The 16000-nt window shown below is 40.6% G+C and carries 16 protein-coding genes; 13 read left to right on the forward strand and 3 right to left on the reverse strand.

The genetic code is table 11. The features are described from left to right. The first annotated feature begins 212 nt into the window (after positions 1-212). Together ABFG93_RS17160 and pepV are read left to right on the forward strand one after the other, a co-directional pair. On the forward strand, positions 213-1223 hold the full coding sequence (locus tag ABFG93_RS17160) for a potassium channel family protein (RefSeq protein ID WP_347549223.1): 1011 nt from the start codon (positions 213-215) through the stop codon (positions 1221-1223). 5 nt (positions 1224-1228) lie between these two features. Continuing rightward, the gene (gene pepV / locus ABFG93_RS17165; RefSeq protein ID WP_347549224.1) at positions 1229-2638 is read left to right on the forward strand and encodes a dipeptidase PepV; all 1410 of its coding nucleotides are present in this window, start codon (positions 1229-1231) and stop codon (positions 2636-2638) included. A 108-nt stretch (positions 2639-2746) separates the two neighbouring features. Here the strand turns inward: pepV and cysK are convergent, their stop codons facing one another. After that, a complete protein-coding gene (gene cysK / locus ABFG93_RS17170) occupies positions 2747-3676 on the reverse strand; it encodes a cysteine synthase A (RefSeq protein WP_347549225.1) in 930 nt (309 codons plus the stop codon). A 196-nt stretch (positions 3677-3872) separates the two neighbouring features. On the opposite strand from cysK, the gene thpR reads away from it, so the two are divergent. The 5 genes from thpR (at position 3873) to ABFG93_RS17195 (ending at position 8634) form a co-directional block, all read left to right on the forward strand. Continuing rightward, a complete protein-coding gene (gene thpR / locus ABFG93_RS17175) occupies positions 3873-4421 on the forward strand; it encodes an RNA 2',3'-cyclic phosphodiesterase (RefSeq protein ID WP_347549226.1) in 549 nt (182 codons plus the stop codon). Further along, positions 4402-4773, forward strand: coding sequence for a CidA/LrgA family protein (locus tag ABFG93_RS17180; RefSeq protein WP_347549227.1), 372 nt, complete (start codon positions 4402-4404; stop codon positions 4771-4773). The genes thpR and ABFG93_RS17180 overlap by 20 nt, the downstream gene beginning before the upstream one ends. A gap of 6 nt (positions 4774-4779) precedes the next feature. Next, positions 4780-5466 carry an LrgB family protein gene (locus tag ABFG93_RS17185; protein ID WP_347549228.1) on the forward strand — a complete coding sequence of 229 codons (687 nt, stop codon included), beginning with the start codon at positions 4780-4782 and terminating at the stop codon, positions 5464-5466. A 95-nt stretch (positions 5467-5561) separates the two neighbouring features. Beyond that, positions 5562-7700, forward strand: a complete 2139-nt coding sequence (gene pulA / locus ABFG93_RS17190) for a type I pullulanase (RefSeq protein ID WP_347549229.1) — start codon at positions 5562-5564, stop codon at positions 7698-7700. A 136-nt stretch (positions 7701-7836) separates the two neighbouring features. Further along, positions 7837-8634, forward strand: coding sequence for a phosphotransferase family protein (locus ABFG93_RS17195; RefSeq protein ID WP_347549230.1), 798 nt, complete (start codon positions 7837-7839; stop codon positions 8632-8634). Here the strand turns inward: ABFG93_RS17195 and ABFG93_RS17200 are convergent. After that, positions 8618-8896 carry a YtzH-like family protein gene (locus tag ABFG93_RS17200; protein WP_347549231.1) on the reverse strand — a complete coding sequence of 93 codons (279 nt, stop codon included), beginning with the start codon at positions 8894-8896 and terminating at the stop codon, positions 8618-8620. The two genes, ABFG93_RS17195 and ABFG93_RS17200, sit on opposite strands and share 17 nt — an antisense overlap. Before the next feature lie 95 nt (positions 8897-8991). Continuing rightward, positions 8992-9087 (reverse strand): cytochrome bd oxidase small subunit CydS, encoded by a 96-nt coding sequence (gene cydS / locus ABFG93_RS23165; protein ID WP_431522014.1) that lies wholly within the window; start codon positions 9085-9087, stop codon positions 8992-8994. 175 nt (positions 9088-9262) lie between these two features. Between cydS and trmB the strand changes: the two genes are divergently transcribed. The 6 genes from trmB to proC all read left to right on the forward strand — a co-directional run bounded on the left by trmB (position 9263) and on the right by proC (position 15803). Beyond that, entirely contained in the window at positions 9263-9904 is a 642-nt protein-coding gene (gene trmB, locus ABFG93_RS17205) for a tRNA (guanosine(46)-N7)-methyltransferase TrmB (protein ID WP_347549232.1), read from the forward strand. A 131-nt stretch (positions 9905-10035) separates the two neighbouring features. Further along, positions 10036-10878 (forward strand): YtnP family quorum-quenching lactonase, encoded by an 843-nt coding sequence (locus ABFG93_RS17210; RefSeq protein ID WP_347549233.1) that lies wholly within the window; start codon positions 10036-10038, stop codon positions 10876-10878. A 145-nt stretch (positions 10879-11023) separates the two neighbouring features. Further along, entirely contained in the window at positions 11024-11776 is a 753-nt protein-coding gene (locus tag ABFG93_RS17215; RefSeq protein ID WP_347549234.1) for a DeoR/GlpR family DNA-binding transcription regulator, read from the forward strand. Next, entirely contained in the window at positions 11773-12705 is a 933-nt protein-coding gene (pfkB, locus tag ABFG93_RS17220; RefSeq protein WP_347549236.1) for a 1-phosphofructokinase, read from the forward strand. Before ABFG93_RS17215 ends, pfkB begins: the two co-directional genes overlap by 4 nt. Next, positions 12702-14609 (forward strand): PTS fructose transporter subunit IIABC, encoded by a 1908-nt coding sequence (locus ABFG93_RS17225; RefSeq protein WP_347549237.1) that lies wholly within the window; start codon positions 12702-12704, stop codon positions 14607-14609. Before pfkB ends, ABFG93_RS17225 begins: the two co-directional genes overlap by 4 nt. Positions 14610-14960: 351 nt before the next feature. After that, complete coding sequence (gene proC, locus ABFG93_RS17230) at positions 14961-15803, forward strand: pyrroline-5-carboxylate reductase (protein ID WP_347549238.1); 843 nt, start codon at positions 14961-14963, stop codon at positions 15801-15803. Positions 15804-16000 lie beyond the last annotated feature (197 nt).

Genomic DNA, 16000 nt, shown 5'->3' on the forward strand with positions numbered 1-16000 from the left:
TTCATAAGATAAGCGATTGATCGGCATTATTTATTTTTCTTATTGCCATTTCCCTTTTTCGAAATAACTTACACCCCCTCTTTAAAGTTTATTTTACAATAATTCAGTTATTTCGGCAAAAAATTTCATTTCATTTGGATCTTTCTTCCTTATCATTCCTTCCTTTGCTATTCTTATAGATATAGAATCATCAAGGGGAGAGGGGGATACTTGTGTTTATACGAATATTCATTAAAAAAGCGATCAAACTTAATAACCGTTTCTTGTTTTATGCTTCGTTAGCCCTTGTATTGGTAAGTGCAATGATTATGCGTCTTATTGAGCCAGAGACATTTCCTACCCTGTTCGAGGCGTTATGGTGGGTAATGACAACCGTCACTACAGTTGGGTACGGAGATTATTTTCCAGTTTCAATTGGCGGGAGAATCTATGCAATGTTTCTCTATATTGTAGGAATTGGGTTGATTGGAGTAGTGATCGGTAAATTTGTTGATGGGTTTGCTGAGATAAAAAAAAGAAGGGAGGAAGGAAAGGTGCCATATGAGGGTAATAATCACATAGTCATTATTGGTTGGTCACAAAAAGCATCTTATGCAGTTTCTGAGATCATGGATTCGGAGAAGTGCGAAATTGTCATTATTGATAAGCTGCCTAAGGCTCCTATCCTGGAAGAACATATTCATTACATTCAGGGGGATGCTGCTGAGGAAGCAGTGCTTCGAAAAGCAGATATTATGAACGCAAAGGCCGTACTTGTTTTTTCAGATGATAGCATTTATGATGCTCTGCTAGCAGATGGGAAGTCATTGATCATTGCGAGTTCAATAGAACGATTGTCAGCAGAGATCCATACTACCGTTGAAGTAATGAAAGAAGAACACATTAAGAATTTCAGACATGTTCAAGTAGATGAGTTTGTGTTATCGCACGAGGCGATTTCTCGTATGGCGGTTCGATCTGCTTTTACAAAAGGAATTTCCGGTGTGTATTCACAACTTTTAAGTAGAAGTTATGGCGACAATTTATATGAAATACCTGTTCATCAAAATTGGACGACTTATCGGGAGGCATTCAATGCTCTGTTGGAAGAGGGTGCGACCCTCATCGCAGATGGCGATAAAATGGATATTAATCGTCGTCTGGACGAAGCGATTTCAAGGAATGCAAAACTATTTGTGATTTGTGATCAAGGGGTATACGACAAATTAAAAAGGCGGGTGTAGTAGGAATGAGTGCAGTAAACTGGCATGATGAAGTCTTGAAGAGGAAAGAACATCTTCTGAATGATTTAAAAGGTCTGCTTGAAATTAAGAGTGTATTAAACGAAGAAGAAAGTAGTGTTGAAGCACCCTTTGGAAAAGAGGTCAGAGAAGCGCTGGATTATATGCTTGCATTAGGAAAGCGTGATGGGTTTCAAACGAAAGATGTGAAACATGTATCAGGTCATCTGGAGTTTGGCGAAGGAGAAGAACTCATTGGGATTTTATGCCACGTTGATGTTGTCCCTGCCGGGAGTGGCTGGACAACACCTGCGTTCGAACCGGAGATCCGCGATGGTAAACTTTTTGCAAGAGGTGCTATTGACAATAAAGGACCTACTATTGCTTCTTACTGGGCGATGATGATTGTTAAAGAGCTTTTCCCTTCCCTTTCAAGGCGGATTCGCATGATTATAGGTACGGATGAAGAAAGTTCATGGCGATGTGTCGATACATATTTTAAGAATGAAGAAATGCCTTCTATGGGTTTTGCTCCTGACGCTGTATTTCCAATCATTCATGCTGAAAAGGGAATTGCTGATTTTGAATGGACTTTCCCTGTTTTGGGTGGGGATATAAGCGATCTTACACTTCAGTCCTTCGAATCAGGTGAGCGTCTTAATATGGTCCCAGATTTTGCATCAGCAGTTTGTGCAGGTGATCAAGAGAAATTGCTTAAGATTCAAAAGGAATATAAGCTATATTTGATGGAAAATGAACTGGATGGGGATGCCACGCTTGATGGGGAGCTCACCCTGAAAATGAATGGTGTATCAGTGCATGGGTCAGTACCAAATAAAGGGATTAATGCAGCCTTCAAGCTCTCCACATTCCTCGAAAACCAGCCCATTGATGAGAATGGGGCAATGTATATAGGGTTTATTTCTAAGTGGTTGGTTGACGATGTTAATGGAGAGCGTCTAGGCGTCCAGTTCGAGGATAAGGTTACTGGGACCCTTACAATGAATGCTGGAACGTTTTCTTATTCGTTTAATGAAGGTGGTAAGATTGGGATAAACCTTCGTTATCCGGTTACCTGTGAATTTAATGAAGTAACAGCAAAGTTTGAAAGAGTAACAAACCCTCTTTCAATGTCAATGAACGTGCTAGATCATATGACACCTCATCATGTTTCTAAAGATCATCAACTAATCGAGAAACTTCAACGTGTTTATGAGAAGCAAACAGGTGAAGAGGCTGAGCTACTGTCAATCGGAGGAGGTACTTATGCCCGCTCCCTTAAAGCTGGTGTGGCTTTTGGTGCCTTGTTTAAAGGTGAACCTCAAGTTGCACATCAGAAAGATGAGTATGTAGATATAGCGGATTTACTGAGAGCTGCTGCTATTTATGCCGAAGCTATCTATGAACTTGCAAAATAATAGAGAAAACGCCATGCCGGTTTTGGCATGGCGTTAATAAAAGGAAACTTCCATATAGCGAGGTTTTTTTTGATTCTCCACTAATGGTTAGAACCTACTAGGGGCAAATTATAAGGAACTAAATAGATCACTTGAGAGATAACGTTCACCTGAATCACAGGTCATTGTAACGACAACTTGATCTGGTGATAGGCGATCTGCAACCTGCATTGCTGCATAAACGGCAGCCCCTGACGAAGGACCAACTAGAAGCCCTTCTTCGCGAGCGAGTTTTCTCGTTACTTCATAAGCCTGTTCGTCAGTGATTTGAATGATTTCATCGTAAATGGAAGTGTTTAGAATATCAGGTATAAATCCAGGGCTTGTTCCTACAAGCTTATGTTTCCCGGGTTTTCCTCCAGAAAGTACAGGGGACCCTTCAGGTTCCACAACATGAACTGTGAGGTCTGGATAGTGTTCTTTTAGAACTTCTCCAGTCCCTGTCACTGTCCCTCCGGTTCCTGCTGTTGAGACAAAAGCAGCGGGTGTTACTCCGAGTTCCTTCATTCCTTCAATGATTTCGATCGCCGTAGATGTTCTATGTGCATCAGGGTTCGCCTCGTTTTCGAATTGCATTGGAATGAAACTATTATCAATTGTCTCTGCAATTTCTTTAGCTTTCCTAATGGCTCCAGGCATCTTTTCTGATGAAGGAGTAAGAACAACTTTTGCACCATAAGCCTTTAGAAGCTTAATGCGTTCCTGTGTAGCATTATCAGGCATGACGATAATAGCAGGATAACCATTCGCAGCAGCATTCATAGCAAGCCCGATCCCCGTGTTACCGGATGTAGGTTCAATAATTGTCGATCCGTCTTTCAATAGTCCTTTCTCTTCAGCCTGTATAATCATATTGTAGGCTGCTCGGTCTTTTACGCTTCGACTTGGATTAAAATATTCAAGTTTGGCATAAATTTTGGCTCCATTAGAATTCGGAACACGGTTTAATTTAAGTAGCGGAGTGTTGCCGATAAGATCAGCCATATTTTCATAGATCATGTAAGCACGTCCTTTTTAAATGAATAAAGTTCTTTCTTATAGTTGTAGCATTGGTATAAGAGCAGCAGACTACTTACTGTTCCCCATTATAACAAAAGTTGTCCTAGGAAGAACAAGATGTCGACTTAAAGTAAAAAAGTGAAAGAGAATTCAGTTTTTTTGATAGAATAGAACCATGATAGAAGGAGTGAACTTTTTGAGTACTCATTATTTTATTGCTCTCCCTATTGAACAACAATTGAGAGATAAGCTAGAAAAGATTCAACATGGTTATGATCTAAGGTTATATAAACATCATGTATATCCTGAAGATTTTCATGTAACAATGGCTTTCCTTGGTCAAGCATCAGAAGAGCAATTGCTTTCTCTACATAACGGCTTACAAAACGTGGTAGAGAATTTCCGTCCATTTAATATTGAAATTGAACGAATTGCAGGATTTGGATCAAAGGACCAACCTCGCGTCCTCTTTGCAGAAGTTAAGATAAACGAAAGATTAGAGCAGCTCCATAGAAAAGTCGTAGCTGTTTGCTCGACTGCTGGATTTGTATCTGATCAAAGAGCGTACCGTCCTCACATCACGCTTGCTAAGAAATGGCGTTTTTCTGACAGAAAGATAGCATCTGATTGGCCTGTATTTAAAAGTGAAAATCAAGAAGTTTATTCTTTAAAGCTCTATAAAGTAGCCCCAAATGAAAAGCCGCGATATCAATGTGTTGAGTCTTATGCGTTTAATGAGCTATAACCTGTTTGTAACCACCTTACAGATTGGCCTACTGTTTGGTTTTTATCTTGTCGGAAGTTTTCTGCAAAATGCGTTTCATCTTCCTGTACCTGGAAGTGTTATGGGGATGGTTCTATTATTAATCGGCCTTTATTTAAAATGGGTGCCAATCGGATGGATATCAATAGGTGCTTCTGCATTGCTAAACCATTTACCTCTGCTTTTCATTCCTGTGACAGTCGGGATCATGCAACACCTCGATTTCTTTAGTGGAAAAAGTCTCTGGCTAATCCCAATCGTTCTCATAAGTACTTGGATTGTGATGGGGGTAACAGGATGGATGGGGCAAACACTAGGGAATCGAAAGGAGTAAATGGTTATGATGGCATTGCAAATGATTTTCTGGTTTCTTTTTACACTTGTTCTTTATGTCGTGTTCCGCAGGCTTTATCAGCTTGTTCCATACCCATTTATGATACCGGTATTAACGTGTACTGTGTTTCTCGTTATCCTATTGACAACATTCGATGTTACTTATGACACATACTTTAGCGGTGGGCAGTGGATAGACGCATTGCTTGGCCCTGCGATCGTAGCGCTCGCTTTTCCACTCTATAAACAAAGAAAGCTGCTAAATAAGTATAAAGTAGAGATCCTGTCCACTGTGTTAATAGCCAGCTTGCTTGGCATTCTTTCTGGTTACTGGTTCGCTGTAATTGGAGGTTATAACGAATTAATTACAAACACAATCATTTCTAAAAACGTCACCACTCCTGTTGCGATGGAAGTAGCAAACATGTCTGGCGGTGAACCTGCTATAGCTGTTATTTTCGTTATGATCGCTGGGATTGGGGGTGCCGTTACGGGGCCGTGGGTGTTTAATATCCTTGGGATATCTCATTTTTTAGGAGTTGGAATGGCATTGGGAGGTGCTTCGCATGCCATTGGTACAGCTAAAGCACTGGAATATGGTCAAAAAGAGGCTGCAGTCAGTTCGATTGTGTTAGGTTTATGTGCCCTTTGTGTCTCCGTTCTTGGTCCACTATTATTAAAATGGATTTCCTAATTATTGTGAACGGACGACATGTCAAAAAGGGATTCTATAAATAAGATAGATAATGACAGAGATTGTAAGCATCTCAGCAAAGGATGGGGTTTAGTGTGATACGAGATTACTCTGGATTTAAAAAAGTAAGTCAGGCTTTTACAGCATATTGGGATGACTTCCAAACCATTACAGTTATGGCCGATATCTCGTTAGATGTTCAAGATGCCTACTCTCTTACTGATGGTCATCTCGATCTTCCGATTGAAATAAAAGCGAATTCTAAACTTGGAAAGAATCGACTCGTTTCTCTGCAAGTTAGCTCTGAGTATGTTCCTGGTAATGATTATTACCTGCTTCATTCGAGTGGTGAGTCGAGTCTTGTTTTTACAGGGAAAGTGGTAAGAACAGATGCCTTTGACGAACGTTATTATTATGATGGTGAACTTGGGGCTATCTTAACAGAAACAGGAACAATATTTAGAGTATGGGCTCCAACAGCAACGGATGTCGTGGTGAACATTTACAACGATCGATTTGAAAAGCAGATAGAAATTCCTATGTTGAAGCAGGAGCGAGGCGTTTTTGAATGTATTTCATCCTATCAGGAAGGTACATTATACACCTACAGTGTGCAGGTAAATGGAGATTTGAGAGAAACCGTGGATCCGTATGCCAAAGCGGCTACTTCGAATTGCAAGTTTGGAATGGTTGTAGATGCTTCTAAAACAAATCCTGAAAACTGGGATCCGATGGATAAACCAACGCTTTCAAGATCATCTGATGCAATTATTTATGAGCTTCATGTGAGGGATTTCAGCGTTCAAGCCAGAGGGGGTATGAAGAACAGAGGGAAATACAAAGCGTTTACTGAGGATCCACCAGAAAAGAATGGCATTCCATCAGGGGTTAATTATATGAAATGGCTTGGTGTGACACACGTTGAACTTCTGCCTATTCAGGATTTTGGAAGTGTTGATGAAACAAAGGCAGAGCCTTCTTACAATTGGGGCTATGATCCGATTCATTATTTTGTTCCAGAAGGAAGCTACTCACTACATTCATACGAGCCATATACGCGTATTCGTGAAGTGAAGGAAATGATTTCAAGCCTTCATCAAAAAGGGTTAAGAGTTATTATGGATGTTGTGTTTAATCATGTTTATCAGCTTCACGCTTCAAATTTGGAAAAAATTGTTCCTGGTTATTACTTTCGATTTGATCAGGGTGGGAAGCCTTCAAATGGAACCGGGGTAGGAAATGATACAGCTTCAGAACGAAGGATGATGCGAAAGCTTATTGTCGACTCTGTTGTTTACTGGGTAAGGGAATATGGTATTGATGGGTTCCGATTTGATTTAATGGGTATACATGATAAAGAAACGATGAAGGAAGTTCGTTATGCACTTGATTGCATCGATCCGACAATTTTGTTGTTTGGAGAAGGCTGGCATATGAATACTATATTACCGGACCATCGAAAGGCCATGATCTCCCATGCACGAGAATTGCCACGCATCGGGTTTTTTAACGACCACTTTCGCGACTCTGTTAAGGGTAAATTATTTGATACCCGGTCTACAGGGTTTGCGACTGGAAATTTATCCGTTAAAGAAGATGTGAAGAAGTGTATAATGGGGAGTGTTGAGGATTATTTTATTACCGCTTCTCAGTCCATTAACTATGTAGAATGCCATGACAACCATACGTTATGGGATCGATTAAATAGGAGTCATCCAGATGTTAGTGAAGAAGTGAAGCAAAACATGCATCGGCTTGCAACAGCGATTACCATCCTGTCACAGGGAATACCTTTTATTCATGCAGGTCAGGAGTTTTTTAGAACAAAGAATGGCGTTGAGGATAGTTATAAATCTCCTGATAAAATTAACCGTTTTGATTGGCAGAGAATGAGAGCTGTTCAGGAAAATGTGAAGTATATTAAAGGTCTAATCTCAATCCGAAAGTACTTTCCAGCTTTTCGGATGGCAGAACTTCATGATATGCACCGGATTTCATTTTTCGACTCTCCGGGGCCATTAATTGCTTATCGCATCAAGCAGGAAGAAACAAATGAAACGATCATTGTTGTTCATAATGGGGGCTTTCAAGCTGATGTTATTCATATAGGAGAAGGGGAGAAGTGGATTCTTGCTGATGAGGGTCATGCTGGTGTTGAACCAATCAGAAGGACGACTGAAAAAGCTCTCACTGTGGCTCCGTTTAACACTCTTGTCCTTGTGACAAATGATTAAGACATGAAGATTTCTTCAACCTGTGTTATAATTTTTTATTCGTAGACGGTTTTTAGCTAAGTCCGGAGAAATACCGCTAAAGACAAAGGCAAAACTTCCAGAATCTACAAACTAACGTGAATCGAAGGTGAAATTGTTGGAGAACATTTTAGGCGAAGGTTGGCAGGTGACACCTGCTGGCGGAGCGACAGGCGAAGCATACTTAGCTCAATACGGAGACGAGAAACTATTCCTAAAGCGGAACTCCTCACCTTTTCTGGCTGTTTTGTCGGCGGAAGGTATCGTACCGAAACTTCTCTGGACCAAGCGCCTCGAGAACGGAGACGTCATTACAGCCCAGAAGTGGCTACCGGGGAGGGAACTGAAGTCACATGAGATGAAGCAGCCAAGAGTGGCACAAATGCTGTACAAAATCCATCGGTCTTCAGAACTACTTAGAATGCTTAATAGACTTGGGAAAAAGCCCCTATCACCAGACGTTATTTACCTTGATCTCATGGAAAAATTTGAAGATCACCATCGAACAGATGTGGAGGTCATTAGAGCTCTTTCCTATTTATCATCAAATAAAAGTGACCTTGAGCATGTTGAAAAGGTCGTTTGTCATTGTGATGTTAATCATAATAATTGGATGTTTAGTGAGGAAGGGAATTTGTATTTAATTGATTGGGATGGAGCAGTCGTAGCCGATCCCGCTCTTGATATAGGAATGCTTCTTTACTGGTACGTTCCAAAAGAAGAGTGGAGCGAATGGCTTAGCCACTACGGTCTTACTAATACAGAAGGTCTTCGCCATCGCATGTATTGGTACGTGGTGGCTCAGACCCTTCTATCAATTTACTGGTATGATTTAAAAGGACTGTATGGGGAAGTTGAATTTTGGAAAAAAGATCTTGAGAATTTAAATCACTATCGGCTTATTGATAATGATTGATCGTATCTACCCACTGGCTAAGATTAGGCCGGTGGGTTTCTATATGGATTAACAGATCGGTTTCGTGCGCTCCCGCTGTACTATATTCTTCAATCTGACGGAGTACTTCCTTTATTTCGGGTGCTACATCGGCATTCTGTTGCAAAGCTGATGCTAGTCTCTGAATTTGTTGGCATTCAGATAATGTGCCTGTGCAATCAATGTGATGGTTATTCAAGATATCAGCCATAATGTAGAGTTGGTCTTGATGGGATAATGGCATTTTCATTCCTCCTTTACAGTACTACTTAGTAGCGTGTACAGAATGAATGGATTTATCCCACTTGAACTAGAAAAAACACGGAGTTAACCGTGTTTTTAATGTGTGTCTCCTTTAGCACCCCAACCGAAGAGAGCGACGATGGAAAGAATGATAACAATCCATGGAGCCCAAATAATGAGGAAATTTTCCATATATTCATTCTCCTTTCATACTTCTTATCATAACGTTTTTTCTCTCGCATTCTTCATGATTTTTCAACAATCGCATTACAATTTTTACCCGTTAAACAGCCTTTCTATTCTAATGATTTCGTGGTAAAATGTCGATTGTGTAAAAAACGGGAAGAAGATATAAGGAAGTGACATCATGCGTCAACGTAACAAACCATGGGCAGAAGATATGTTTGCCGAGCATCCACAGTTCGTTCCAGCCAACGCTCCTGAAAGAAAAGGAAACTGGAAAGAGGTATTTGAGAATGACAATCCTATTCATCTGGAGGTAGGAATTGGTAAAGGTCAATTTATTATCGGGATGGCGAAGCGAAATCCTGATGTTAACTTTGTAGGATTGGAGCTTTCTGCAAGTGTGATGGTTTCTGCTTTAGAGAAATTGATTGAAGAAGGTGTAACAAACGTTCGCCTCTTGAATGAAAACGCACAGGATCTAACAGCGATTTTTGAGGGAGATGAAGTGAACAGGGTGTATTTAAATTTCTCAGATCCCTGGCCAAAAAATCGCCATGAGAAGAGACGTCTTACTTACAAATCATTTCTAGACCTTTACCGCTTCGTGATGAAGCCTGATGGCGAAGTGCATTTCAAAACAGATAACCAGGGCCTTTTTGAATATTCTCTTCATAGTTTCTCTGCTTACGGAATGATCCTCAATCAAGTAAGTCTTGATTTGCATCGTAGTGAGATGGAAAACAATGTGATGACCGAATATGAGGAGAAGTTTTCTGCAAAGGGAAGTCGAATTTATCGTTGCGAAGCCCAATTTAGATCTTGAGCCGTTCACGAACGGTTCTTTTTTTTGGTTCTGTATATATACGGTGTTGGTAAGAGCTTATTTTGAATTGGATTGAAAGCGATTTCTTTTAGTGAGAGAATAAGGTAATAACTTTAAAAAGGGGGATATTCATGGAGCACTTACAAGTAGGAACACTTTCGATCACATGGCTTCGAGGTGGTGTAACTCATATGGATGGAGGTGCAATGTTTGGTGTCGTACCAAAACCGCTTTGGAGTAAAAAATACCCTGTTAATGAAAAGAATCAAATTGAGCTTCGAACGGATCCAATACTCATTCAATGGCAGGGAGAAAATATATTAATTGAGGCAGGTATCGGTAAAGGTAAACTTGGCGGAAAACAGAAAAAGAACTATGGAGTAAATGAAGAATCTGATATTCGTACATCACTCGAGGAACTTTCCCTGACCGTTGAGGATATTGATCGTGTTTTAATGACACATCTTCACTTTGACCATGCCAGCGGATTGACAGAACCAGATGGAGAAAGCTACACATCTACTTTCCCAAATGCGACGATTTATACTTCTCAGGTAGAGTGGAGTGAAATGAAAGAGCCCAATATCCGTTCGAAGAATACATACTGGAAAGAGAACTGGGAAGCGATTCAGGGTCAAGTTCAGACCTTTACAGGTTCAATTGAAATATTACCAGGTTTAGAAATGCACCATACAGGCGGGCATAGTGATGGGCATTCTATTATCACATTGAAAGAAGGAGAAGAGCATTTGATCCACATGGCAGATTTGATGCCAACTCATGCACATGCCAACCCTCTCTGGGTACTGGCATATGATGATTATCCAATGACATCAATTTATGCCAAAGAAAAGTGGATTAAAGATGCTGTAGGGAAACAATCATGGTTCCTATTTTACCACGATGCCAGTTACAGAGCTCTTAAATGGGATGAAACCTATAGTGTTACGAATGAAATGAAGCGAAAAAGATGAAAGTAAGGAAGACAGTATAATAGCTGTCTTCCTTTTGATTTGAACATAAATGACTTTTTTTGATTATTTATGATTGTTTTTGAACGAAAATGATTGACTGATGAAAGTGCTTTCATTATAATGAGAATAGAAGGAAGGTGTTGATTTGTTAACTGCTGAGCGTCATTTCATCATTTTACAATTTCTTAAAGAGCAGGAAACAGCAACTGTGCATGTTTTAAGTGAAGTCACTGGTGCATCAGTTTCAACCATACGAAGAGACCTTCTTCAATTGGAAGAAGATAGTAAATTAAAACGTGTTCATGGTGGAGCTTCTCTTTTACATTCTAAGTGGACAGAACCATCGCTTGGTGAAAAATCCACCCAGAACCTGGTGCAAAAGGCTAAGATCGCTGCATTTGCGGCAGAGTTAGTGAAAGATGGAGACTGTATATTTCTTGATGCGGGAACAACAACACAAAAAATTGCCGAGTTTCTTCACGGAAAGGAAGTAATCGTTGTTACAAATGGTTATCAGGTGATTGAAAGTCTTCTATCTGAAGGAATTACAACGTATATCGTGGGAGGGAAATTCAAAGCAAGAACTGGAGCAATGACTGGTCCAAAAGCGCTTGAAAGCATTGAAACCTACCGCTTTGATAAATGTTTTATTGGAATCAACGGTATACATGATGTACTCGGGTATACAACAGCTGATCCAGATGAAGCAATTATTAAGAGAACCGCAATTAAGCTTTCGAGAGACCCATATATCCTTGCCGATTCCTCTAAAATAGGTGAAGCAGCTTTCAGCAAGGTTGCTGATCTTCACGGATGTACGATTATTACAGACGATGATCCAGAAGCAAATTACGATAAAGTACGTAAACATACAAAAGTAGAAGTGGTGAAGCTATGATTTATACAGTTACATTGAATCCATCGGTTGATTATATTGTCCGAATTGAGAATCTCAAGACAGGGCTTGTTAATACGGTAGATGAGGAAACCAAAATTGCAGGCGGTAAAGGAGTGAATGTGACGAGGGTTCTTAATAGACTCGGGCATCAATCCACTGCTTTAGGATTTATTGGAGGGTTCACAGGTCAGTTTATCGAGCAATCTCTTAAAGAGGAGGGCCTGTTACCGGATTTCATTCAGGTAAGCGGAGATACACGTATTAATATTAAATTGAAGAACGGAGAGGAAACAGAGATCAATGGGCTGTCTCCTATTATTTCAGAAGAAGATATTGATGCTCTATTTGACCAACTTTCCAAAACGGTTGCAGGCGATGTGGTAGTCCTGGCAGGTAGCGTTCCATCAAGTGTTGATCAGAATATTTATTCGCGCATACTTCGTTCCTTACCTGAAGGTGTCCATGCAATTGTTGATACGAAAGGTAAAGCACTTGAAGAGACAGTAAAAGCAAAACCGTTTCTTGTTAAACCGAACCATCACGAGCTTGGTGATTTATTTGGGGTTGAAGTTAGCTCTGTCGAGGATGCTGTGAAATACGGCAAGAAGTTTCAGGAGATGGGGGCGGAAAATGTAGTCGTATCAATGGCGGGTGACGGTGCGGTATTGATTACATCTGAGGAAGTACTATTTGGAAACGTCCCGGTAGGAAAAGTTAAAAATTCAGTTGGTGCTGGTGACTCAGTTGTCGCAGGCTTTCTAAGCAAATATATCGAAACGGCAAACCTCAAGGAAGCATTCCAATCTGGGATTGCGGCAGGAAGTGCAAGTGCATTCTCAAATGGTTTTTGCACAGAAGAAGAGGTACAGGTATTGAGGAAACAGATTACAGTGAAACAATTTGATGAAAGAGGAGGACAAGAAAAATGAGAATCACAGAATTGTTAACTAAAGAGACAATGATTCTAAATCTGGAAGCTGATTCAAAAGATCATGTGATCAATGAGTTATCTGAAAAGCTTTATTCAGCAGGTAAATTGCAAGATCTTCATTCGTTTAAACAGGCGATACACGCGCGTGAAAAGGAAAGTACGACGGGAATTGGAGAAGGGATTGCCATCCCTCATGCCAAAACAGCAGCCGTAAAGTCTCCGGCGATTGTATTTGGGCGTTCCAAAAAAGGGATCGATTATCAATCTCTTGACGGAGAATCAGCTCATTTGTTCTTTATGATTGCTGCTACTGAGGGGGCGAACCAGACTCACCTTGAAGCCCTTTCAAGATTATCTTCCTTCTTAATGGATACTGAATTTCGTAAAGGACTTTTAGAAGCAAGAACGGAGGAAGAAGTTTTACAGGCATTCGATCAGAAGGAAGAAGAGAATGAGGATTCAGAAGAAGTAGAAGATACAACAAATGACACTGGAAAAATTCTTGCGGTAACTGCTTGCCCAACAGGAATTGCCCACACGTATATGGCGGCAGATGCGCTTAAAGCAAAAGCTGCCGAGCTCGGATATGGCGTGAAAGTTGAAACGAACGGGTCAGGTGGGGTGAAAAACCGCTTGACAGATGAAGAAATTGAAAAGGCTCCAGCGATTATCGTTGCCGCAGACACAAAGGTTGAAATGGACCGATTTAGAGGTAAGAAAGTGATTGAAGTACCAGTAGCAGAAGCCATCCGTAAGCCACAGGAGCTTTTGGAAAAAGCAGCTAATGGTGACGCGCCAGTGTACAAGGCCTCTGGTTCTTATGAAGATCAAATCAGCGAGAAGAAAAGTGAAAGAAAAGGAAAACAGTCTGCATTCTATAAACACTTAATGAATGGTGTTTCCAATATGCTTCCACTTGTCGTAGGTGGTGGTATCTTAATTGCCCTGTCATTTATTTTTGGTATTAACGCGGCAGATCCGGATGATCCAAGCTACAATGCGTTCGCTGCTGCTCTAAGCACAATTGGTGGTGGAAATGCATTTGCCCTTATGATTCCAGTTCTTGCTGGATTTATCGCAATGAGTATTGCGGATCGTCCAGGTCTCGCTCCCGGTCTTGTTGGAGGTCTAATGGCTTCAACGAACGGTGCAGGTTTCCTTGGTGGGTTAATCGCAGGTTTCCTTGCCGGGTACGCTGTCCTTCTATTAAAGAAGGTATTCTCAAGTCTTCCGGAATCACTTGAAGGGTTAAAGCCAGTTTTACTTTATCCTTTGTTTGGTATCTTTATCACCGGAATTGTTATGATGTACGTCGTTATTGAACCTGTTGGGGCTCTTAATACAGGCCTTGAAAGCTGGTTGAGCGGTATGGGAACAACAAACAAACTCTTACTTGGACTTATTCTTGGCGGAATGATGGCAGTAGATATGGGTGGCCCTATTAATAAAGCTGCCTTTACATTTGGTATTGCAATGATCGATGCAGGTAACCTTACGTATCATGCAGCCATTATGGCAGGTGGAATGACACCACCACTTGGTCTAGCCTTAGCAACGACTCTCTTTAAAAATCGCTTTAACAAAACAGAAAGAGAAGCAGGAAAAGTCGCTTACGTTATGGGAGCTTCCTTTATCACTGAAGGTGCAATCCCGTTTGCAGCGGCAGATCCAGGACGTGTGATTCCATCCATTATTGCTGGATCCTCTATTGCTGGAGCTCTAACAATGCTGTTTAATATCGCACTTCCTGCACCACACGGTGGAGCGTTTGTTATCTGGTCAGTAAACAACATTTCAATCACACATATTCTACTTTATATCCTTGCTATTGTAATCGGTACAATAGTAACGGCATTAATGGTTGGAATATTGAAGAAATCAAAACCGAAAGTACAAGCATAATGAATGGAGAGGCTTCGATTAGAAGCCTCTTTTTGTTTGAATAACTCAGGTGGTGGGTTAGACTTATTGATAAAATAAGCGTCAGGAAAACAGATTGGAAAAGCCTATTACATGAGGGAATTACCATAAAATGTTAAATAGATACCCTTGATGAGAGCTTGTGAGAAGGCTTGAGATGCGATATATGTCCATCTCACTAATACAGATGATACTCAGATGCTGATGATAACGTTTTCACTTACTATCTTACGCTTATGCTTTTTTCTTATGCTAGAAAGGTTGAAGCGTTCAGTCAGCAGTGTTAATATAAATGACCGTAGATGATTTTTCGGAAATTCAAAGGAGGCAACCATGCTAGAAAATAAAACCGTAACGTTTATCGGAGCGGGTTCAATGGCAGAAGCAATGGCAGCAGGAATGATTGAATCGGGTACTATTGAACCTGAACGAATTATTATGACTAACAGAAGCAATGAACAACGTCGTCAGGAACTTATGGAGAATCACGGCGTGTTGGCGACTCAAAGTATAGAATTCGCAGTTCGAGAAGCAGATGTTGTCATCCTTGCAATGAAGCCCAAGGATGTTGAACGTGCAATAGAGGGAATTGAACGTTTCATTTCAAATGATCAACTTCTTCTATCCGTTCTAGCAGGGGTCCCATCATCATTCATTGAAGAGAAACTTGAAGGTGAGCAGCCAGTTATCCGCGTTATGCCTAACACATCAAGCATGATTGGTAAATCAATCTCCGCTCTAGCTGCTGGTGAGCATGTAACGGAAGAGCAAATAACCATTGCTCGAGCACTTATCCGTTCAATTGGCGAAACAGTTGTGATCGAAGAAGAGCAAATGGATGTGTTTACTGGCGTTGCAGGAAGCGGACCAGCTTACATTTATTATGTAATTGAAAGCCTTGAAAAGGCAGCAATTGAAGGCGGTATTGAAACTAAAACAGCTAGAAAAATGGCTGTTCAAACCGTACTTGGAGCAGGAATGATGGCTGAACAGTCAGAGGATTCTCCTTCCGCTCTTAGAAAGAAAGTAACTTCACCTAATGGTACAACTCAAGCAGGTCTTGAAGCCCTTTATGAGAATGGGGGCGGAGAAGCATTTGAAGCAGCTGTGGAAAATGCCGCTTCACGCTCGAAAGAAATCAGTAACGAATTCAATAAGAAACCAATAATGAACTAAAGAACCGGAGCCCCGGTTCTTTTTTTACTGGAATAAATTCAGAGAAGAAGACATATAGTTTGAGTCTTTAAATAGAACTCTTCAGGGTACAAGGTTTATCACGAGTAGGCATTCTCTTCTAGCTGTGATTGATTTTCTCCTAATGTTTGGAGAAAAATGTTAGTAGAATAGTAGACAAAATATGATATGATAAGAAT

Source organism: Pseudalkalibacillus hwajinpoensis (assembly GCF_039851965.1).
Classification (GTDB): Bacteria; Bacillota; Bacilli; order Bacillales; family Guptibacillaceae; genus Guptibacillus; species Guptibacillus hwajinpoensis_E.